Annotated in this window: 19 protein-coding genes; 13 read left to right on the top strand and 6 right to left on the bottom strand. The window is 63.5% G+C overall.

Going from position 1 to position 20223, the window contains the following annotated elements; translation table 11 throughout:
- Positions 1-135: 135 nt before the first annotated feature.
- Both G6N27_RS23625 and G6N27_RS23630 read right to left on the bottom strand, forming a co-directional pair.
- Positions 136-1032, bottom strand: a complete 897-nt coding sequence (locus G6N27_RS23625) for a universal stress protein (protein ID WP_163780665.1) — start codon at positions 1030-1032, stop codon at positions 136-138.
- Between the two features lie 208 nt (positions 1033-1240).
- Positions 1241-1921 carry a TetR/AcrR family transcriptional regulator gene (locus tag G6N27_RS23630; RefSeq protein ID WP_163780667.1) on the bottom strand — a complete coding sequence of 227 codons (681 nt, stop codon included), beginning with the start codon at positions 1919-1921 and terminating at the stop codon, positions 1241-1243.
- 21 nt (positions 1922-1942) lie between these two features.
- On the opposite strand from G6N27_RS23630, the gene G6N27_RS23635 reads away from it, so the two are divergent.
- Both G6N27_RS23635 and G6N27_RS23640 read left to right on the top strand, forming a co-directional pair.
- Positions 1943-3388: a cytochrome P450 gene (locus tag G6N27_RS23635; RefSeq protein ID WP_163780669.1), complete on the top strand. Its 1446-nt coding sequence runs from the start codon at positions 1943-1945 to the stop codon at positions 3386-3388.
- A 239-nt stretch (positions 3389-3627) separates the two neighbouring features.
- Positions 3628-4932 carry a PGRS repeat-containing protein gene (locus G6N27_RS23640; protein WP_163780671.1) on the top strand — a complete coding sequence of 435 codons (1305 nt, stop codon included), beginning with the start codon at positions 3628-3630 and terminating at the stop codon, positions 4930-4932.
- 70 nt (positions 4933-5002) lie between these two features.
- Here the strand turns inward: G6N27_RS23640 and G6N27_RS23645 are convergent, their stop codons facing one another.
- The gene (locus G6N27_RS23645; RefSeq protein ID WP_163780673.1) at positions 5003-6529 is read right to left on the bottom strand and encodes a flavin-containing monooxygenase; all 1527 of its coding nucleotides are present in this window, start codon (positions 6527-6529) and stop codon (positions 5003-5005) included.
- 263 nt (positions 6530-6792) lie between these two features.
- Between G6N27_RS23645 and G6N27_RS23650 the strand changes: the two genes are divergently transcribed.
- From G6N27_RS23650 to G6N27_RS23700, 11 genes are all read left to right on the top strand, one after another.
- Positions 6793-7632, top strand: coding sequence for a polysaccharide deacetylase family protein (locus G6N27_RS23650; RefSeq protein ID WP_163782243.1), 840 nt, complete (start codon positions 6793-6795; stop codon positions 7630-7632).
- 465 nt (positions 7633-8097) lie between these two features.
- Complete coding sequence (locus G6N27_RS23655) at positions 8098-8928, top strand: MlaE family ABC transporter permease (protein ID WP_232065164.1); 831 nt, start codon at positions 8098-8100, stop codon at positions 8926-8928.
- Positions 8928-9797, top strand: coding sequence for an MlaE family ABC transporter permease (locus G6N27_RS23660; protein ID WP_163780675.1), 870 nt, complete (start codon positions 8928-8930; stop codon positions 9795-9797). The genes G6N27_RS23655 and G6N27_RS23660 overlap by 1 nt, the downstream gene beginning before the upstream one ends.
- 3 nt (positions 9798-9800) lie before the next feature.
- The gene (locus G6N27_RS23665) at positions 9801-10850 is read left to right on the top strand and encodes an MlaD family protein (RefSeq protein WP_163780677.1); all 1050 of its coding nucleotides are present in this window, start codon (positions 9801-9803) and stop codon (positions 10848-10850) included.
- Positions 10847-11857 carry an MlaD family protein gene (locus tag G6N27_RS23670; protein WP_163780679.1) on the top strand — a complete coding sequence of 337 codons (1011 nt, stop codon included), beginning with the start codon at positions 10847-10849 and terminating at the stop codon, positions 11855-11857. The genes G6N27_RS23665 and G6N27_RS23670 overlap by 4 nt, the downstream gene beginning before the upstream one ends.
- A complete protein-coding gene (locus G6N27_RS23675) occupies positions 11857-12870 on the top strand; it encodes an MlaD family protein (RefSeq protein WP_163780682.1) in 1014 nt (337 codons plus the stop codon). The genes G6N27_RS23670 and G6N27_RS23675 overlap by 1 nt, the downstream gene beginning before the upstream one ends.
- 1 nt (position 12871) lies before the next feature.
- Entirely contained in the window at positions 12872-14035 is a 1164-nt protein-coding gene (locus G6N27_RS23680; protein WP_163780684.1) for an MlaD family protein, read from the top strand.
- A complete protein-coding gene (locus tag G6N27_RS23685; RefSeq protein ID WP_163780686.1) occupies positions 14032-15102 on the top strand; it encodes an MlaD family protein in 1071 nt (356 codons plus the stop codon). The genes G6N27_RS23680 and G6N27_RS23685 overlap by 4 nt, the downstream gene beginning before the upstream one ends.
- Positions 15099-16064 carry an MlaD family protein gene (locus G6N27_RS23690; RefSeq protein ID WP_163780689.1) on the top strand — a complete coding sequence of 322 codons (966 nt, stop codon included), beginning with the start codon at positions 15099-15101 and terminating at the stop codon, positions 16062-16064. Before G6N27_RS23685 ends, G6N27_RS23690 begins: the two co-directional genes overlap by 4 nt.
- A 34-nt stretch (positions 16065-16098) precedes the next feature.
- Positions 16099-16863, top strand: coding sequence for a hypothetical protein (locus G6N27_RS23695; RefSeq protein WP_163780690.1), 765 nt, complete (start codon positions 16099-16101; stop codon positions 16861-16863).
- Between the two features lie 39 nt (positions 16864-16902).
- On the top strand, positions 16903-17646 hold the full coding sequence (locus G6N27_RS23700; protein ID WP_163782247.1) for a hypothetical protein: 744 nt from the start codon (positions 16903-16905) through the stop codon (positions 17644-17646).
- Positions 17647-17685: 39 nt separating this feature from the next.
- On the opposite strand, the gene G6N27_RS23705 is transcribed toward G6N27_RS23700, so the two are convergent.
- The 3 genes from G6N27_RS23705 to G6N27_RS23715 form a co-directional block, all read right to left on the bottom strand.
- Positions 17686-18063, bottom strand: a complete 378-nt coding sequence (locus G6N27_RS23705) for a hypothetical protein (protein WP_163780692.1) — start codon at positions 18061-18063, stop codon at positions 17686-17688.
- 91 nt (positions 18064-18154) lie between these two features.
- On the bottom strand, positions 18155-19045 hold the full coding sequence (locus G6N27_RS23710; protein ID WP_163780695.1) for a universal stress protein: 891 nt from the start codon (positions 19043-19045) through the stop codon (positions 18155-18157).
- Between the two features lie 186 nt (positions 19046-19231).
- Entirely contained in the window at positions 19232-20218 is a 987-nt protein-coding gene (locus tag G6N27_RS23715; RefSeq protein ID WP_163780697.1) for an alpha/beta fold hydrolase, read from the bottom strand.
- Positions 20219-20223 lie beyond the last annotated feature (5 nt).

Here is a 20223-nt window from a genome sequence, read left to right on the forward strand (position 1 = left end):
GGGAGGGCGTCAGGTTCGATTCCCGGCAGCTCCGCAGAGAAGATGCTATTCAGAGCCTTTGAGCTCTGGCCAGTTTTCTTTTCCCGTCAGTTCTCATGAACATATGCGGGATAAGGCAACCCACAACGGCCGCCGTCAGGGCTCACGCGCCACGATCACAGGGATCCTGGCCCTGTTGACCACCGCCGACCCGACCGAGCCCAGCAACATGCCAGCTAACTCGCCACGACCGTGACTGCCGACCACAATCAGTTGCGACCTTTTGGATGCCTCGATCAGCGGATTCTCCTCATCACCAGTTTCGATTTTGCGAACGATCCCCACATCGGGATAGCGTTCGTGCCAGCCTGCTAGCCGTTCAGCAAGCGTCTCCTCCTCCTCGGACAGCCGCGCGTCCCAGTTAACGTGTCGGAACCCGTTGAAGCCGGAACCCCGCGGACCAGTCCAGGCGTACAGGGCCACTAAACCGACACCTCGTCGTGACGCTTCGTCGAATGCAATCGCGGTCGCGGCTTCCGACGCCGGCGAGCCGTCGATGCACAACAGCACCGGCGCCCGTGCGACATTGGCGACCAGCGGTTTTCCGTCGTGGATCACGGCGACTGGGCAGTGCGCCTGGTAGACCAATCCCGAACTCACCGAGCCCAGGAAGTTGCGGACTAACACCCCGCCATGCCCCCGATAGCCCACCACGACCATCTCCACCTCTTTGGAAAGGCCGACGAGCGTCGGGACGGTGGCTGAATAAATCACCTTGCTATCGATTTGTAGTGGACCGCGCTCACCGGTGCTCTCTTCGGCGACCTTGATCGCCGACTTGATGAATTCGCGTGCCCGCTTCTCCTGCGTTTGCCTTATCCCGGTCGGCACGCGGACCTGGGACCACCCCAGTATGCGGGCGTTGACGACATGAACCAGGGTCAGCGGCACATTCCGCAGGGCGGCAGCATGGGCCGCCCACCGTACAGCACTCAGTGTCGCTGCTGAGCCGTCGACGCCGACCAAGATCGCGCGACATGGCTTTGGCGTCATTTCAGTTCGCTCCTGGTCGGCTATGTAACCACCGCCAGCATCAATCAGGGGGCCCGTGATTGTTAGGGCTGAAGTGATGGAAGCCGAAGGACCAAAGGCACCGATGCGCCCAACCTGATGTCGTCAGGTTCGTTCATGGCCACCCGTTGTTCGATCGCCTGCTGCGCAGCAAGCCCGAGATTCTGATGTACCCGTGCGGCTGGGCCGGTCAATCGCCCGGCTCGTTGCCTACTGCTGCGCCGAGACTTCTCAAGAGGAAGTCAACGAGCGGGTCCTCGAGTTCACCGAGCCGGTCAATGCGACCGGTCATGACACGGCGGTAGATGAGTTCTTGGCAACCGCCGATCAGGGCAACGTAATAGTCGAAGGATCGGGGCGTCGACGTCGAGGAACGAGATTCATGGGTCTCAACTACGGAACAGATCATCGATGCCAACTCATCGAGGAGCCGGTTTCGGAGTTCGACTGTGTTGGGCCCGGCAGTGGCCAACTCCAGGCCCCATGCCCGGGTGAACTCGGGCTCGGACATGCAGATCGCGAGGTGTTGGCGAACGATCGCGCGCAACGCGGCGGGCAGATCACCCGTCGATTCGCGGTCTGCGGCGGCCGCCAGGAGCGGGTGGACGATGTCGCGTCCCATCTCTACGGCGGCGATGAGGCACTCGAGCTTGCCGGCGAACTGTCGATAGAACGCGGCGCGCGAAATGCGGGCACGACTGACAATGTCGCCCACCGTGACCGCGTGGTAGCCGAGTTCCGCGGTCGCCGACATCATCGCTCGGAGGATGCGCTCTCGTTGACCCAGGGCCACGTCCACGGAGGGCAGACGTCCGCGACCGCGTGGCAACCCGGCCGCGTCGGGGGGATGCGATCCAGCAAGTCGGCTCATCGCGGGCATCGTACGCCTGTTGTGCAGGCGCCATCTGCGGAGTTATCTTCAAAAGAACCAGGGTGTTTTTTTGAATGGAGGATTGGTGTGGGTGCTCATGCGGTCGACAACGCCCTCGGTGGCGTAGAACCAGAAAAATTGACGACGCTCGACTCCCTGCCACGGCCGCCCATCCACTCTCTTTTTGGCTGGGGGGTGTTCTGGACCATGCCGGAGGTCGCGCGTCGACACATGGCGAAGCTCGGAGAACGCGTAGTCGTCGATATCCCATTCATGCCGACCATGGTCTTCACCACGTCGGTCCAAGATGCGCGCGCGATCTTCTTGGAGCGAGGCGGTGCTCTGGAGTTCAACGACGCCCTGCGACGACTCTCCCCGCACGAACGAGTTCTCGGCAAGGATCTGATCGACGCATTCGGCGGCGGTCAGCATGACCAGGTCCGCCGTCTCGTCATGCCGGCATTCAAGGGCAGAGCCCTTCGAGGCTATGAGCGCGCAATGGTCGAGGCCACCCGCATGCGACTCGAGACGTGGGAGCTTGACAAGCCTGTCAGCTTCTACCGATTGATGAAGGACTTGGCGCGTGACGTGATCATGTCGGTCGTCTTCGGTGTGACTGAACCCGAGCGCCGAGCTGCCCTGGAGGACGCGTTGATCGAGTTGGACACTGCTATCGGCTCGGCCGGGATGATGGGGCGTTATTTCGCATCGATGGTGATGAAGGGCAAGTGGCTGCCGTTTAAGGCGCTCGACGCGGCTATCGCCAAGGTCGACGAAGTCGTTGCTCGTGAGGTCGAGTTCCGGCGCGCGACGCCGGCCGAGGACAAGGGCGAGGACTGCCTGTCGATGTTCCTAATGTTCCAGCAGCAAGACGGCGAGGACGGATTCTTCGATGACCAAATACTCAAGGCCTTCATGCGGATGCTGTTACTTGCCGGCTACGAGACCACCGCCACAACCCTGGGGTGGGTCGCGGAACGGCTGGTGCGGCATCCAAAGGTGATGGAGAAGCTGGACGAGACCCTTGCCGTAGGCGACGAGACCTATCTCGAAGCTGTCATCGCGGAGGCCATGCGTGTCCGGCCGGCGCTCCCCATCACCATTCGAGCGGTCGAGAAAGATTGCCGTATCAACGACCTGGCGTTGCCCGCGGGCACGATCATTGTGGTCTACGTCAACGCCATTCAGAAGGCCGCACATGCCCACGCCGATCCGGAGCGATTCGACCCCGAGCGATTCGCCGAACGACGTCCTGACCCTATGCATTGGATGCCTTTCGGCGGTGGTGCCCACTTCTGTCTCGGGGCGCAATTGTCACTGATGGAGTCACGTGTACTTCTGCGAACCATCCTGGAACGGCGCCGTTTCGCACCGGACAACTCACCGGACGAGCGGCAAGTCCAGCACCGAAGCCTAATGACGCTGCCCGGGAAGGGGGCACGCGTCACATTGCTGAAGCGCGACTGACAAGAGAGCGTTCTGTGATGAACTGCCGCCGCGTGACGTCCATCGTTGTGCAGTGTGCCGTGTCGGACCTTTCCCGATAATTCAACGGCCCTTCTCTCCTGTGCTGCTAAGTAGTCCACGGCTAAGCCGTACGGGATTGCAGTGGCACCGTACTGGCTTGGTCGCGTCCGCTGTCGGCGACGATTCCGGCGTCGAGAAAAAGTGATCCAGTTTCGTCGCGTGCAGGGAAGGGACAGATCATGGCGGGTCATCGGAGTCGCACGTCGGATACCAACGTCAGCGCACGTCGTCGTCGCGTTGCCGGTTTGGGGGCGGTCGTGGCGGCGGTGACGAGCCCGTTGGCCGCCGCGCCGCCAACCAAGGCCGACGTGGTGGATTCGATCGTCGATCCGATCATTCAACCGTTGCAGGCGGCGATGTCAGGGGTGGTCGATGCCCTGGCAGGCGTGGATCCCACCACGGGCCTGGATGTCGCCGCGGCGGTGGATCCGTCGGCCGGGTTGGACTTCAGCAGTGTGTTCGACCCGGGAAGTCTTGGTTTGGGGGCCGCGGCGGTGTCTCCGTCGGATGCGGCGGCGTCGGCGTGGTTTGAGCAGTTCGTCTACCTGCCGCTGCACAACAACATGGAGAACTGGATCAACAGTCCCTTCGGCGAGCAGGTCGACGGCTTGATCAACCACGCCTCGGGGCAATACCTCATCGGCAACGGCGTCGACGGAACGTGGGCCAACCCGGAGGGTGGTCCTGGTGGGCTGTTGTTCGGCGACGGCGGTGCCGGTTTCCACGATCCCACCGGCCACTTCGGCGCTCCCGGGGGCAACGCCGGAATGATCGGCAACGGCGGCGCGGGCGCCGCAGGCGGCTCAAGCGGTGGTACCGGCGGGCATGGGGGATGGCTGATGGGCATCGGCGGCCCCGGCGGTGCCGGCGGTGCCGGCGGGGACAACGGGATGGGCATCACCGGCGGGATCGGCGGGACCGGTGGCTTCGGACCGGGCCTCGTGTTCGGCGAAGGCGGGGCGGGCGGAGCTGGCGGGTCTGGTGAGAACGGCGCTGACGCCGGCACGGTCGGTGACGGCGGGACCGGCGGTTATGGCGGGGCCGGCGGCGACGGCGGCGACCACGCGCACGGGCTCTTCGGGATGTCCGGCCACGGCGGGGCCGGTGGCAAAGGCGGTGACGGCGGTGCGGGCGGCACCACATCGGGTAACGGCGGCGATGGCGGCCCCGGCGGCCCCGGCGGCTGGGGCACCAGGTGGTTGGAGCCCACCCCGTCCGACAACATCGGCGACGGCGGTATCGGTGGCCTCGGCGGCGACGGTGGTGCCGGCAACGGTATGGGTTACGCCGCCGGCCATGGCGGTCAGGGCGGCTGGGGCGGGGGTGGTGCCGTCGGCGGTGATGGCGGCCCCGGTGGCGGCGGCGGTGATGGCGGCGGCGGTGCCAGTGGGGGGATCGGCGGTGCCGGCGGCCGCGGCGGGGAGGGCCTGCTGGCCAGCGGCATCGACGGCACCCCCGGCACCCCCGGCCACAACAATGGGTGAAAGCTGCGGAAGCAGCGGGGTATTACGGGACGATTGTCAACAGAAGGCGCACCAGTTCTGCGTGCCGTTGTTAACGAGTCGCTGCGATTCCTTCGTCGCTCACGGCCGGGCCGGAGGTCGCGGTTTCGAGGAGCGACCAGTAGCTACGTTCACGCTCGGTCAGCTCGTTTGACGTGATAGCACCGAATGCGGCGGCGTCGCGCTCGAATCGGGCTGGCGCATCGGGCAGCGCGTCCGGGCCCTCGAGCCGAAAACAGCTCGGTGCCAGCGGACCGAACAGCAGGGCGCGGCGCAGGTGCGGCCAGTTGTTTAACTGCGGCTCGACCCCGGCGGCGCGAGCGAAGGTGAGAGCCACCAGGTTCATCCGAGTTTTCTGGGACCTCCCTCGTTGCGAGCGGTAAGCGTTGATCGACCGCCGCTGGTCGCTTTCAGATGGTGGCGGGATCGTGCCGCCCCACGTGTATGCGATCCACCTGGCCTGAAGTTCCAGTGGCACAAAGTATCCGCCCGACTGATCCCACATGCCCATGAACGCCAGCCCGGGGAGGTCAGGGTGGAATGTGTAGCGGTCGGCGTCGAGGTGTGCAGCGCCGAGGTTGACGGCTTCCCGGATGCTGTCACTCAGAAACGGCAGGCGCAGATTAAACCCTGTGCCGAGTACGATCCCGTCGAATTCCTCGGTATGCCCGTCGGCGAATGTCACGGTCGCATCCGCGATGGATTTCATCCAGGGACACACCGTAATTCGTCCCTCTGCCACGAGCGGCAGGTACTGCTGGTTGAGGGTGATCCCGGCGGCAAACAGTGACGGGTCGGGCGCCGGTGCGCCGTACTGCTCCGGACTTCCGCCAGCCTCGACCACGATCTCCTTCAGCTGCCGGTCGATTTCGGCCTCGGGGAGAGTCTCGCTCGCGAGGGTTCCGTATCGCGTGAAGATCCGGTGATCGGACGGGACTCCGCGGGCGAACTTCGGGAGGACGTACCTCTGTCGTCGCTGAGTTACCACAACGCGTGCTGCGCCGCTTTGGGCGAGTTCGGCGGCGATCTCGAGGGCGCTGACAGCGCATCCGGCCACGAGAACCCGCTTGCCCCGATACGGGGCGGGCCCTCTGTAGTCGTAGGTGGAGATCGCACCGGCCGAGCCTGCGAACGCGTCGAGCCCCGGCACACAAGGGATGGCGGGGGCATGAAATCTGCCATTTGCCACGACTACTCGTTCGAAGCTCTCCTTGCAGTCGCTGTGACCGACGAGCCAGCCGGCGCCGTCGCGCTCGAGGAGGTCGACACGACTGCCGAATCGGATGCGCGACGGAAGGCCGAAGGTGTCGGCATAGCGATGCAAGTAGTCGAGAATCTCGTGGTTCGATGGATAGACGTTGTCGCTGTCGTTCTCCAGGTCGCTGAAGGCGGTCAGGATGCGACTTGTGTTGGTGTGCATGGCCGGCCAAACGCCGCTGCGCCCGACGATTCCCGTCCACTGGCCGCCCAGCGTCGGTGCTTGCTCGAAGATCGTCGGTTCGAATCCTTGCGAGAGCAGCCAGCGCGCCGCGACGAGCCCGCCGGGTCCAGCCCCGATCACGGCGACCGTTCGCGTCATTGGGGAACTTTCGCATAGCTCGGATCCACGTGCGATCTCATTTTCGGTTACATCTGCGAACGGCGCGCAGGGAGGTTCACGGTTGCGCGGTTTTCTGATGGCATGATTTACGCATGTGTCTCAGAACGGTCGGGGATCATCTGACGTGGTGCCCATTCTTCTGACGGGTTGGCGAGAACAACGACGCCGTCGCGAGGCAGGCCTCGGGCCGCGCGTAGTGCCAACGACCCCTTTCCTCCATACGGCGTCGCGTTGTGTCTGAGCTGAACCGGCGCCGGTTTCTCGGGGCGCTGTCCGCCACAGTTCTTGGCGGTATCGGCGGTATCGGCGGTATCGGCGGTATGGGCGCGCCGCGCGACGTCCTCGGTGGACCACCGCAACCTCCGACGGCCGCCGCCGCTGCCGTCACGTCACCGCCCGCAGGGGGCGGCGAGGTCGTTGCCGGCGCGAAATTGCCGCCGCCCGCGCCTATCGTGCGAGTGGCGCTGCCCGGTGGCGGCGTGCTCAGCAAGCTACCCGGGAACGGCAATCTGTTGGCGCTGACCGTTGACGACGGCGTGAACACCGACGTAGTGCGCCTTTACACCGAATTCGCCAAAGAAACCGGCGTCCGGCTGACCTACTTCGTCAACGGCATCTACCGTTCGTGGACCGACAACCTCGCATTGCTGCGGCCTTTGGTCGAGTGCGGCCAGATTCAGCTGGGCAACCACACCTGGTCGCATCCGAACCTGACAACGGTGCCAGCAAGTCGCGTGGCGCACGAGATCGCCCGCAACGACGAATTTTTGAAAAACACCTTCGGCGTGGACGCGCGACCGTACTTTCGGCCTCCCTACGGGAAGCACAACTCGGCCGTTGATGCGGTGGCTGCCGGTCTCGGCTACACCGCGACCACGCTGTGGTCGGGTTCGCTGTCGGATTCCACGGTGATCACCGAGGACTACATCGTTCAGATGGCCCAGCGGGCCTTCACGCCGCAGGCGATTGTGATCGGACACCTCAACCACCCGCCGGTCACCCACGTCTATGGGCAACTCCGCGATCTCATCCGCGCCCGTAACTTACGCACCGTGACCTTTGACGATGTCTTCTTCCACTAGGCGAGGCGTCGCCCTCGTCGCCAACCGGGGCCATGTGGACCAAGGGCGGCACCACAGCTTGTTGAGCACCCGCAGGTATCGGCCACGGTGTCTCGCGAGCTAACCGGCGGTGACCACGGCTTTGGCGACCAACCATCACCGGCGCGCCGTCGTTTGTTTTCGTGAATTGTTGCGTACATCACACTCGAATGCTTCCGAGGACGGATACTCGACACCACTGTGTAATACACACGACAAATAAGCTGCATCTTCGCTGGGGGCCGTCACTTCGATTAGGGAGGCCTGCCATTGACCGCAGGTGTACACGACGGGACAGCGGCTGAAGCAGCGACTCAGACAGAAGGCAACGCACTCTCCAGTGTCGATGTCGATGCGTGCACCACTGCCAACGCCGATCAGGTGTTCGCTGATGCGGTGTCGACGTCCGACAGGCGAGAAGATCGCCAAGCTGTCGTCGATGCGTCGATCGGCCGTCCGGTCGTCACGATTCTCGGTAGGCCGCTCCGGTACACCCTGCTCCAGGTCGACTCCTCGTTACAGACATTAGGTCGATTCTTCGACCTGGCCGCTGAGGCCTTCGCCTTCCTGATAACGGATTTGATCCGATTGCGCCACCCGTGGCGGGACACCATCAACCAAGCCTGGTTCATCGTCAGCGTCACGGCGATACCGGCGTTACTGGTGTCGGTCCCATTCGGAGTCATCGTGGCGGTGCAAGTTGGCAGCTTCATCCAGCAAGTTGGCGCTTCGTCGGTATCGGGTGCGGCCGGCGGCCTCGGGGTGATCCGACAGGGTGCACCGGTCGTGGCCGCGTTGCTGCTGGGCGGCGCGGCCGGTTCGGCGGTGGCCACTGATCTCGGCGCCCGCACCATTCGCGAAGAGGTCGACGCGCTGCGCGTCATGGGCACCAACCCGGTGCGGCGGCTGGTCACCCCTCGGCTGGCAGCGATCGTGATCGTGGCGCCGGTGTTGTGCTCCTTCATCATCTTTATGGGGCTGGCGGCGGGCTATGCAATCAATGTCGGCTTCCAGTCCGGCACTCCGGGTAGCTATATCGCGTCCTTCGCGTCCTTCGCCAGCGTCGGCGATGTCGGGGTCGCCGTCCTCAAGACCTGGCTTTTCGGCGTGATCGTCATACTCGTGGCTTGCCAGCGGGGCCTTGAGGCCAAGGGCGGCGCGCGCGGCGTGGCCGATGCGGTCAACGCCTCCGTCGTCATCGGAGTGGTCGCCGTCTTCGTTCTCAACCTGGTGATAACGCAGGGACTGTCGATGTCCATGCCGCTGAGAGTGGGCTGATGGCCCGGGTATCAGCGCCGTCGCTGTACGTACCCATGGCTTTGCGGAGCCCATGGTGGCTCGCCGAGCGAAGTGACTCGCTTTTCCAGCGACTTGGTCACCAGGTCACCTTTCTGTCCCAGGTGCTTGGTGCGATTCCGCTGACGCTGAGGCGCTATCGGCACCAGACCGGGGTGCTGTTAGTGGACATGATGTGGGGAAACGGGTCGCTGATCGTGGGCGGCGGCACCATCGGCGTGCTGGTGTTCATGGGCGCGGCGGTCGGCGGTTCCGTAGGCGTCGAAGGGTATGGGGCCCTTGACATGGTCGGAATGGGTCCGCTGACCGGATTTGTCTCCGCGTATGCGAACACCCGGGAGATGGCGCCGATGATCGCGGGGATCGGCTTCGCGGCCCAGGCCGGGTGCCGCATGACCGCTGAGATCGGCGCCATGCGTATCTCAGAGGAAATCGACGCGTTGGAAGCCCTTGGTATTCAGTCGATCCCGTTCGTGGTCACGACCCGTGTGATCGCCGGGATGATCACCATCGTTCCGCTGTATGTAGTGACACTGGCGTTGAGCTATGTGTCGTGCGCGCTGGTCGTCAACGTGCTGCACGGGCAGTCTTCGGGCACTTACTACCACTACTTCGACTCGTTCATCCACCCGTCCGATGTGGTGTTCTCGCTGCTCAAGGCCGTCATTTTCGTGACGTTGATCATTGCCATCCACTGCTATCAGGGCTACTACGCCGGCGGTGGTCCCGAAGGTGTTGGGCGGGCCTCGGGTCGAGCCATCCGGGCCAGCATCGTGACCGTGGTTGCCGCCGACATGGTGCTGACGCTGCTGTTCTGGGGCAACAGTCCCGGCATTCGGATATCGGGGTGAAGCATGCCAATACTGCCGGGGTCGGACCAAGGAGTGCGGGCGCCCAGTTCGCGCGCCCTGCGGATCCGTGGCCTGATTGCTGCAGTCGTGTTGGGTATCGCGGGCTTTGGGCTGTATCAGCTGGGCACCGGCCGGTATGACGACACGTTCAAGCTGACCGTAGTAGCCGATGTGATCGGTGAGGGTCTGACGCCGGGTGCGGAGGTGAAGTTCCGCGGCCTAACGATCGGATCGGTGAAGACGCTGCAGTCGGTCGGATACAACAAGCAGAAGATCACGGTGGAACTCGAGCCGCGCCAAGCCAAAGCGCTGGCGGCGGATACCACAGCCAATTTCGTGTCGTCAAACACTTTCGGCCTCGCGGCCGTCGAGCTGGTCAGCACCGGCGCCGGCCCCCGGCTGAGATCGAACCAGACGTTGTTGATAGGTGACACCGTCCGATCTGCTTCCATTACCGGACTGCTGCGGAAGGGCCAAAAATTCGGCCGGCTGGTGGACTCGCCCGATGTCGACCACATCATCGAGACGGTGCGCCGGCACGCCGACCTAACCGAGCCGGTGACCCGCTCATACTTCGATCTGGTCAAGATGCTGGTTGACGCCCAGAAGGTGCCGTTCTCGCAGTCGCTCTCGGTGTTCGCCTCGGTGGTCAACGGCGCCAGCGACTCGATCCCGCTAATCGGGTTGGCATATGACCTGCTCAATGGAATGGATTTTCTAGCGCACCCCGACGGCGTCGCGCGCATGGATCTGATCCTCGACCAGACCTCGAAGCTCCTCTTCAGTGCCGACAAGATCGTCGCGAAGAACATCTCGTGGCTCGTCCCATTCGTCCGCGCGATGATGGACGTGTTGCTGCCGGAAACCTTCACCATCGGCAGCTTTGCGCCGTACTACGACCGGCTCTCGGGTCTGATCGACCGCACCAGTGCTGCGTTTCCGGTCGTCAACGGCGAGGTCCGCATGCAGATCGAGGTCACCTTGGACGCCATGCCGGGCCTGGCCGCGGCGTTACCTGCGCCCGCGGCGGCACCACAGGCCGGTGGCCGATGAGAAGTGTCGCCAAATCGTTGGTGTGGCTGACCGTGTTCACCGCGGTCGCGGTGGTGTGCATGCTCATCGTGCTCACCGCCTTACGTAGTCCGGTCACCGGGGCGGTTTCCCGTTACACCGCGGCATTTTCCGACGTGTCGGGCCTTTATGTCGGAGACGACGTTCGCATTTCCGGCGTGCAGGTCGGCAAGGTGGAAAGCATCCGACTCGACGGGCGGATCGCCAAGGTGGATTTCACCGCACAAGAAGATCACCCGGTATTCGCCAATACCGTTGCCGCGGTGCGCTATCAAACCCTGGTCGGTCAACGCTATGTCGAACTCGTCCAGCCTGCCGACCCTGATCGACGGCTGCAGGCCGGCGGCAACATTCCGCTGGGACAGACGATACCGTCGTTCGATGTAGCCAAGCTGTTCAACGGGTTTCGGCCGATTTTCCAAACCCTTGACCCTGCCCAGTTCAACCTGTTGGGTGAGAACCTGCTGCGCCTGATTCAGGGTGATGAAAACGGCATTGGCCCGTTTCTGCATGACCTGGACGTCATTTCGAAGTTGGCGGTAAATCGCCAGGCGGTTATCACCGCCGTGATACGGAATCTCAGTGCGATCTCCCAAGATCTGGGTGGCAAATCGCAGCAACTGTTTCATCTCATCGCCACGCTCAACAACGTGGTGACGAGCTTTGGCACCATGGCTGAGGAATTCCGTGCCGCACTGGACTCGGGACTGCCGGTCCTGAGAAACACCACCCACGTCTTGCAATATGCCGAGCGCATGTTTGACGGGACGACGGTTCCGCTCTACGACCTGAGCAGCCGGATGTGGCCGCAGACCGCAACGATCATCGCGGGTCTGTCGCTCGCGCCGTCGTTAATCCAAGGAGCACGGGACTGGCTGGTCGACGACAAGCCCGCCACACCAACGTTTTCCTGCTCACACGGCGAAGTCACGTTGCCCGGGATCGGGCAGGTGTCATTCGCGCAGCAGAACTTGGTGGTGTGTCGGTGATGGACAAGTGGCTGGGATGGGGCGGCGCTGCGCTTGACGAGCGCAGCGCCTCGATCCGCAATCGCCGGCACGGCATTGTCGGTGTCGTTGTCATCATCGCGGCGTTGGCCGTTACCGCAATGGCCTACCTCAATCCGACCAACCAGAACGGCTACACCGCGCACCTGGCTAACTCCGGCGGTGTGCGCGTCGGCGACCAGGTTCGGATCGCCGGTATCCCGGTCGGGAAGGTCACCACCGTCCGTCTTGAGGCCGCCGTCGTCGAGATCAAATTCGACGTCGAGCGTTCGGTGGTCGTGGGTTCGGAGTCCACACTCGACGTCAAGCTCCTGACTCCGCTTGGCGGCCACTATGTGGCGCTTGACCCGAAGGGCGGTATACCTCTGGGCCGCAACGTGATTCCACCGCAACGCGTCACGCTGCCATTCGAGGTCAACGACATAATTCAGGCGGCAACACCGCTGATCAAGGAAGTCAACGGCCAAGTCATCCACGATACTTTCACCGAGGTTGCCAACGCGGCTAACCGATATCCCGATGCGATCCGCGATTTGCTCCGGTCAGCTAATGCGTTGACAACGTCGATGAGTAAGTCCACCAACGATTTCCATCGTGGTCTTGACTTCGCCAACAACGGCCTGCGAGCCGTGGCCGCCGGACGTAAGCAGCTCATCACGTTATTCGAGCAACTCGACATCCTCGGCAAGATGTACACCGCGAAGGCAGTCGATATTATCGAATTCTTCGGTCTGCTTAACGAATTGGCTCGAGTGCTCGACCGCATCACGGTGTTTTACGGTCGGGAGGTCGCGCCGATCGTCAACGGAATCGAGGACATCACCGACACACTGGTCGCCCATCCCGACCGTCTTGGTGAGGCGCTCGACCAGCTGGGGCAGAGTCTCAACATCGTGGTGCCAATGCTCAGCGGGAACGGTGTCGTCTTCGATCAACACAAGCGACTGGTGCCCGGACAGGACCTGTGCCTGCCCAATATCATGAGGAACTGTTGACATGACCGGGCCGTCGCCTGTCGGCTCGCGGTTGCGGTCCCCATCGGGTATCGCTGCAGTGGTGGTCGTCGTCGTCGTCGCCGCGGTCGCGGCAGCGGTGATGATCGGCGCCAAGATCCTGATGCCCCAACACACCCGCGCGATGTGCGCCGAATTCGCTGACGCGGTCGGCCTTTATCCGGGCAACAAGGTAGCGCTGCTGGGCATCGAGGTCGGCTCGACGACCGCGATCATCAACAAGCCCGACCACGTCGAGGTTGACTTCACCGTACCCACCGACCTCGACCTGCCGGCTGACGTCGGTGCGGTCACCTACTCGCAATCGATTGTCACAGACCGCCATATCGAACTGACCAAGCCTTACACCGGAGGCCCGAAATTCACCGGGCCGGAGTGCATCAAGCTGAAGTCGACCAAAACCCCGATCAGTGTCAGCGAAACTTTCGCTGCCATAGGCAAACTCGCCGACGCCATATTGGATCCGCAAAACGGCCAAGACCCGTCCGAGGCCCCGGGTGTGCACGCGATCAACGAGAGCTTACGTGCGGCCGGTCGCTCGCTGGACGGCACTGGACCCGGCCTCAACCAGACCCTGCGCAATCTGGTCACCATGCTCGCCGACCCCTATAAGGCCGACGCCGACTACCGGCAGCTATTCGAAAACAGTGAGATCCTCAGCTCAGAATTTCTCAAGAACTGGGACAGCTTCGCCTCGGTGATCCGAACCCTGCCGACCACAACCCAATTGATCGAGGGCCTGTCAGACAACTTCGGAGCGGCCCTCATCCATTTGTCCCACCTGCTGCCGATTTTGGTCGAGGCGATGAACCGGTGGGGGCCACGGCTCTATCAAAAACTTGACAAGGCGATCACCTGGATACGGGACGTGCTGAACAGACACACCCCGGCGATTCTCGCCATGATCAACTCGTGGCCGCAGTTCAGTCACTGGCTGAGCGATATCTACGAGCCGGCGTGGGGGACACACAACGTCACCTATATCCCACCGCAGGTGGCGATTTCGCCATCGCAGGCCGGTGCGATCTGTGAGGGTTTGCGAAAGCGCAATGTCCCGGGCGCAGCCGCGGCGTGCGCGTCGGGCAGCGCTTCGGATCCGGTCACCCTCGGCCTGACCGATCTCATCTTGGGGGCCGCGCTGCCATGACGCGACAGTCGATGCGCGCCGCGCGCGTACTGCTGGCCTGGCTGCTAGCCGCGGTGGCCATCATCCCGGCGGCTGCATGTTCGTTGGACCCGACCCGGCTCCCGGTCCCGGGCGCTTACACGCCCCACCACACCTACCGAATCAAGATCGAGTTCTCCAGCGTGCTCAACCTCCCGGCCCGGGCCAAAGTGGACTCCGGGGGAGTGCAGATCGGTGTGCTCGACCACGTGCAGCTCGAGGGCGCCACGGCGGTCGCGTACGTCGATATGTCCGGCGACACCAAGCTCCCTGGCAACATCCGCGCTGAGCTGCGCCAGGCCACCCCCCTCGGCGACATCTACATCGCGCTGGTGCCGCCCGAGGATCGGTCAGGGGATTTACCGAAAGCGCTGTTGCGGGACGGCGACACCATCCCGTTGCGTAACACCGCGCCGGCCGACAACGTCGAAGACGTCCTGCGGTCGGTGTCCAACCTGGTGGCCGGCGGCGCAATTGGCACCCTGCAAAGCACGGTGGTCAACCTCAACAAAGCGTTCCCGAAGGACCCCGCGGAGCTGACCCGGGTGCAGAAGACCATCGGCGGCGTACTCAATGACCTGGCAGCCAACCAGCACACCATGGACGGCATCTTGTCCAGCATGGAGAACATCACCACCAACTTGGCGGCCAATACCGACGTGTTCAACCGGCTGGTCGTCGAAGGCCCGCCGAAGCTCGAAGGGCTATCGGCGGTGACTGTCGCCATCCTTCGCGTCGTCGGTGACTCTCAGGATGTCGCCGATCTCGGCGGACAGCTCATCAATCCGATCGCCGGCGACTTGATCCAAATGCTTTCCTATATCACGCCGTTGGTGGGGACGCTGGCAACCGTTGACACCACCGTTCCGGTGATCGCCGACAAGTTAGTCGCGTTGTTGCACTACAAGCTCATCGGGTTCTTCCGCAATGGAGGGCCGAAATACATTGTTTCCGAACTTCACCCGCCGACCGGGCGTGAAGGCGTGGACCCCGCAGATAAGGCCGACCAGGCGGTCAGGGCGATGCAGTCCATGGGGCTGGTGCCATGAAGTTCAATGCCCGCGTCACGCTGGTCATCCTTGCGGTGCTGACGCTGCTGGGCGCGGTCTACATGTCGGTCGGCGTACTCGGTATAAGCCCGACAAAGCAGGTCACCCGACTCACGCTGCTGCTCAACACTTCCGGAGGTCTGTTGCCGACGTCCGACGTGACGATGCGCGGTATCAAGGTCGGCCGGGTGACCGGTATCGAGACCACGGCAACAGGGTTGGCGGTTTCGATCGACCTCGACCGCGCGCACCCGGTGCCCGCCAACAGCCCGATCACCGTGGAAAACCTCTCCGCGGCCGGAGAGCAGTACATCGACTTCAAACCGAAAATCATTGCGCCGCCGTACTTTACTGACGGGGAGGTGATCCCTGCCGACCGGGTCTCACCGATGGTCACCGGTAGTGACTTGCTCACCAAGGCCAATGCCCTGATGTCGGCGCTCAACATCGACCAAATGCACATCGTCATCAGCAACGCCTCGGCGGCGTTCGCTGGCAACGACAACACAATCGATTCCCTGGCTACCACTGCCGGACTGACGGCCAAGGTGATCCACGACGAGAAGCAATTGCTGGCAACACTATTCAGCAACATCTCGACGTTCACCACCAACTTGGGCGAAATCAACGCCGGCGAATTGATCAGCGAGACCGGCAAACTGCTTCCGCGGTCGGTGCCCGCATTTTTGCGACTGGTCCACGAAATCGAGACCCTTTCGCACACCGGCGTGGGCGTGGTAGGCCCTGACGATCCAGCCGGGGTCCTGGTAACGAAGTTAGGTCAGTACATCGACATGCTGGCCGGCCCGCTTAGTACCTTTACCACGGTCCTGCAACCTGCGGTCGCACCGCTACGCCCCATCAAGGTAGACGCCGGGCACTGGCTGGACTTTTGGGAATCGACGTTCAACGACAGTGGTGGTCTGAGGGTGCAACTCAACGTGCCCGAATGGCATCAGTGATCCCGCACGAAGCAACGGCAGAGAAGGATCTGGCATGACCAATTCAATTGTCAGCGAAGGTGAAATGATGGACGACACCGAGAGCAAGGATGCCGCCGACGGCGCTGAAACCTTCGACGGGGCGCCGACGAAGCCGGTGGCTGACCCTGATGAGACAGACGGCTCCGATGGCGCCGCCGAGGATGATGCACACCCGAACCAGTCGTTGAGGTCGAGACTCTGGCCGCATAGTCCGCGGCGATGGGTTGCTGCCGTTCTCGTTGCGCTGGCGCTGGCCGCTGGAGTGTTCGGGTTTATGAAGTATCACCAAGTGACGGGTCAGCTCGCGGAACTGCGGCGGCAGCAAGCCGATCGGGACACCGTGTCGCAGCTGGCCAAGGACTATGCGCTGAAGTCACTGACGTACAGCTTCGAAGATCCGGACGCCTTCTTCCGCTCAGTCGAAGACGGTGTGTCGCAGCAACTTAAAGACAAATACGTCAACGCCGCAGACCTGCTCAAGAACATCATGTTGCAGGCGCAGGTCACCTCGTCCGGTGAGGTGCTGGCGATCGACCCGATTTCCCAGCCTGGCGGGGCCTACCAGGTTGTGGTGTCGGCGCACCAAACCACCCGCAATCTGCAAAATCCGACGCCCAAGGTGTCGATCATCTTGCTGCAGGTCACCGTGAACAAGGCGGGCGATCACTGGCAGGTTTCCGATATCGGCCCCAAGACCGGCTCCCATCCGCCGGTCGAGGATCAGGTCCCGCCACCAGGGCCTCCTCTCGCCCCGGTCGAACCGACTCCGAAACCGTAGGCGCGCAACGTGAAGCGGCTGCCGCTGCGGGTCGCTCTCATGACGACCGTCGCCGCGGGCACGGTGTGGCCAGTGGCGGCCGCTGACACCACGCTGCCACCGTGCTCGCAAACGGCCGCGATCATCAGCCCTAAAGCCACGTCGCCCCACACTGACTGCCGAATGCATTCCGGCGCTCTTGATTTCGCTGTCACCTACTGGACCACGCCCGAGTTGCCCGCCCCCCGGGCGGTGAAGGTTACCGCGACCGACTCGTCGGGTGCGGTGGCGCAAACGATCGATGAGTTGCTGGAACCCTCGAGCCCGGGCGGCGTCGGGTTGCAAGACATTGACGGCGACGGCCGCGACGAGTTGATCATCCCGATCGCCCAACATCTGTTCAACGGCGGCGCCAACACCCGCTTCTCGGTATGGCGCGCACCGGGGGACCGCCAGCATTTCGAACGCACCCAGATGGTCGGACAGGCCGTCTACCCCAGCGGCGACGGCTATCTGGTGACCAACGGCGGCGCGCTGGAGAGCCGGGACCTCACCTTCTATCTGCCCACCGGAGCCGGGTACACACTCGTCGTGGTGTTGACCATCGAGGCGGAGGAGGTGGATCCGGACACGCACCGGGTGCTGACCGTCGTTTGCCGGGCCCACCAGGAAGACGGCCTCCACGCTGTCGACATGAACATCCACCAGGCTGAGGACACCTTCTGTGCATCACCGGCCGCCAAAGCCATCTGGCCTGACGCCGAGCGGATTTCAATTCGACACTGGCGCCGAGGGCAGGGGTAGCTTTCGGTCTCTGGCGAGCAGGTCGCGGCCGGCCGATCCCTATGGCCCGCAATAGTCGCGAGCCGCGGCCAACCGGTGCCTGGCCTCGGCGAGATCGCTGGCGAGTTGTGCTGGGTTTGCCGGTCGGTAGGGGTCACTGGCGTCGATCTGCGATGCCAGCATGTCCGAGCGAATCCGAAGATCGACTGCGGCTGGACTTCGCAGGCCGTGCAACGGTGCCAGGGCGTTCCGAATCTGGCTTGCCACGTAAGACGGCGTGCCGGAAGGGGAAACCAGGTTGAACCCGCGCTCCAGCTGATCGGCTGCCGGCAGGATGACGGCGCAGTCCGCGTCACCCGCAGCCGCCGCCGTCGCAACTGTCAGACACGTTGCGACCGCGGCAACTGACAGCGGCACACTGAGAATTCGTCGAGACATTGGCATTACGTTCGCACTGCATTGGTGGTTCTGTCGCGATTTTTGCGCGATCGAGAGGCTGTTCGGACAACGCACAATGCCGCGGTCAGAATTAACGCACCACGAGCACCGGAATCCTCGCTCTGTTGACCACCGCCGCCCCGACCGATCCCAGCAGCGTGCCCCTGGTCCGGCTGCAGCCGTGGCTGCCGACCACGAGCAGTTGCGCCTGCTCGGACGCCTCGATCAGCCAGCGTGCCGGATCGCCAATTTCGACGATGCGGCGGATCCCCACGTCGGGATAGCGTTCGTGCCAACCCGCCAGCCGTTCGGCGAGCGTTTCCTCCTCCTCGGCTAGCTGCGCGTCCCATTTGGAGTCTTGGAGAAACCTGGTGGAGTCGGTGAACCGGGGGTTATCCCAGGCGTGCAAAGCCGTCAGGCCGACGCCTCGTCGGGAGGCTTCCTCAAATGCGATGGCAGTCGCCGCCTCCGATGCCGGTGACCCGTCGATGCCCACCAGCACCGGCGCCCGTGCGACATTGCCGATCTTGGCTTCGTCGTCGTGGATCACGGCGACCGGGCAATGCGCGTGGTAGACCAATGCCGAACTCACCGAGCCCAGGAAACTGCGGGCCAGCACGCTGCCTTGCCCCCGGTGGCCGACGACGACCATCTCCGCCTCTGCGGAGATGTCGACGAGCGTCGGGACGGTGGCGGAATGCAACACCCTGCTTTCGATCTCCACTGGACCGCACTCGCGAGTGCTCTGCTCGGCGACTTTGATCGCCGACCCAATGACATCGCGTGCTCCTCGCTTCTGTCGCTGTCCGCCGAACAGCGTGGCCTCCTCGAACCACGCCGGGACGGGGGCATCGACGACATGGAGCAGCGTCAGTGGCAATTTCCGAAGTGCTGCATCACGCGCCGCCCACCGGACAGCGCCCAGTGCCGCTGCTGAGCCATCAACGCCTGCCACGATCGCGCGAGGTAGTGGTTGCCACATTTCAGTTCTCCCCTGATCGGCGATGTACCCATCGGCAGGGTCGCTCAGCGAGGCCGTGACCGTCAGGGCCGAAAGAGCCGCAAGTCGAGGGACCAAAGGCACCCTTTGAGGGCCTAACCAGGCTGGCCGACGCGGCGGCGCTGGCGACCACGACGTTTCGCAGGTGAGTGTCCGACCCGAGCCCGATCACGTTGACGAGACGGGCTGTCGAACTTCGGATTTCGGCCTAAACGATTCGATCGTCTCGAGCAGGAGTGCGGGGCCTTCGGCTTCCCAATTCAGCATGTGGCCGGCCTCAGGCACCGTGATCAATCGCGCGCCGGGCACGCCGGCGGCAAGGCGTTCGGCATGACCGCGGGGCGTGCTGCGATCGGCAGTACCCACCATCACGGCGGTCGGCACCCGGATTTCAGCTAGACGTGGGTATCGATCCTCCCGCGCGAACGCACGCGCAATCGGTAGTAATGCTTGGTGGTGCTGCTGAGCGAAAACCTCCCGGAAAACCGAAATCATCGCCGGTGATGGCCGTGTCCCGCTTTGGGCGGCGCCGAACAACGTGCCAACTGTCCTGTTGCGCAACAGCTTTTGCAAAAGCCCGCTCTGCAGCAATGGCATCTGCAACCGCATCAACGGTGCGCCATCCTGAATACGTCCGGCCCACGTCGCGAAAAGGACCAGACCGCGCAGCCGCTGTGCCAGATCCGGGTAGTCGAGCACAGCACGGATCGCGACGAATCCTCCCATCGAGTGTCCGACCAGAACCCCGTCGTGCACGTCGAACTGCTCCAGAACCGCGACGTAGTCGCGCGCCATGGCCGCAGAGCCGCTTCCGTCCGAACCCAACGTCGAACGCCCGTGCCCCCGCTGGTCGAAAGCGATCACTCGATGGCCGCGCTCAACGAGAGCGTTCCACACGAGGTTCCATTCGACCGCCGTCACGCCAAACCCGTGGGCCAGCACCACAGCGGGACCCTCGCCGGCCGATATTGCCCGCAACACCGTTCCGTCCGGACGGTTGATGAAAACGTCCTCGCCGTCAAGCTCGCGGGCAAGCCGCTCGCGCGGATAGGGGTCCGGGTTGGCTTCGATCCGCGCGACGTAGTGATGAATCGCCCGCCAGCCTGTCGCACCGAGGGCGGCGGCCAGGACGCCGACGATCGCTCGGGTTCTCATGCCGG

The organism is Mycobacterium cookii, assembly GCF_010727945.1.
Classification (GTDB): domain Bacteria; phylum Actinomycetota; class Actinomycetes; order Mycobacteriales; family Mycobacteriaceae; genus Mycobacterium; species Mycobacterium cookii.

Coding starts and splice junctions, on each gene's coding strand:
- G6N27_RS23625 (WP_163780665.1), bottom strand. CDS start 1,032: ATGACGCCAAAGCCATGTCGCGCGATCTTGGTCGGCGTCGACGGCTCA.
- G6N27_RS23630 (WP_163780667.1), bottom strand. CDS start 1,921: ATGAGCCGACTTGCTGGATCGCATCCCCCCGACGCGGCCGGGTTGCCA.
- G6N27_RS23640 (WP_163780671.1), top strand. CDS start 3,628: ATGGCGGGTCATCGGAGTCGCACGTCGGATACCAACGTCAGCGCACGT.
- G6N27_RS23645 (WP_163780673.1), bottom strand. CDS start 6,529: ATGACGCGAACGGTCGCCGTGATCGGGGCTGGACCCGGCGGGCTCGTC.
- G6N27_RS23660 (WP_163780675.1), top strand. CDS start 8,928: ATGGCCCGGGTATCAGCGCCGTCGCTGTACGTACCCATGGCTTTGCGG.
- G6N27_RS23665 (WP_163780677.1), top strand. CDS start 9,801: ATGCCAATACTGCCGGGGTCGGACCAAGGAGTGCGGGCGCCCAGTTCG.
- G6N27_RS23670 (WP_163780679.1), top strand. CDS start 10,847: ATGAGAAGTGTCGCCAAATCGTTGGTGTGGCTGACCGTGTTCACCGCG.
- G6N27_RS23675 (WP_163780682.1), top strand. CDS start 11,857: ATGGACAAGTGGCTGGGATGGGGCGGCGCTGCGCTTGACGAGCGCAGC.
- G6N27_RS23680 (WP_163780684.1), top strand. CDS start 12,872: ATGACCGGGCCGTCGCCTGTCGGCTCGCGGTTGCGGTCCCCATCGGGT.
- G6N27_RS23685 (WP_163780686.1), top strand. CDS start 14,032: ATGACGCGACAGTCGATGCGCGCCGCGCGCGTACTGCTGGCCTGGCTG.
- G6N27_RS23690 (WP_163780689.1), top strand. CDS start 15,099: ATGAAGTTCAATGCCCGCGTCACGCTGGTCATCCTTGCGGTGCTGACG.
- G6N27_RS23695 (WP_163780690.1), top strand. CDS start 16,099: ATGACCAATTCAATTGTCAGCGAAGGTGAAATGATGGACGACACCGAG.
- G6N27_RS23700 (WP_163782247.1), top strand. CDS start 16,903: ATGACGACCGTCGCCGCGGGCACGGTGTGGCCAGTGGCGGCCGCTGAC.
- G6N27_RS23705 (WP_163780692.1), bottom strand. CDS start 18,063: ATGTCTCGACGAATTCTCAGTGTGCCGCTGTCAGTTGCCGCGGTCGCA.
- G6N27_RS23710 (WP_163780695.1), bottom strand. CDS start 19,045: ATGTGGCAACCACTACCTCGCGCGATCGTGGCAGGCGTTGATGGCTCA.
- G6N27_RS23715 (WP_163780697.1), bottom strand. CDS start 20,218: ATGAGAACCCGAGCGATCGTCGGCGTCCTGGCCGCCGCCCTCGGTGCG.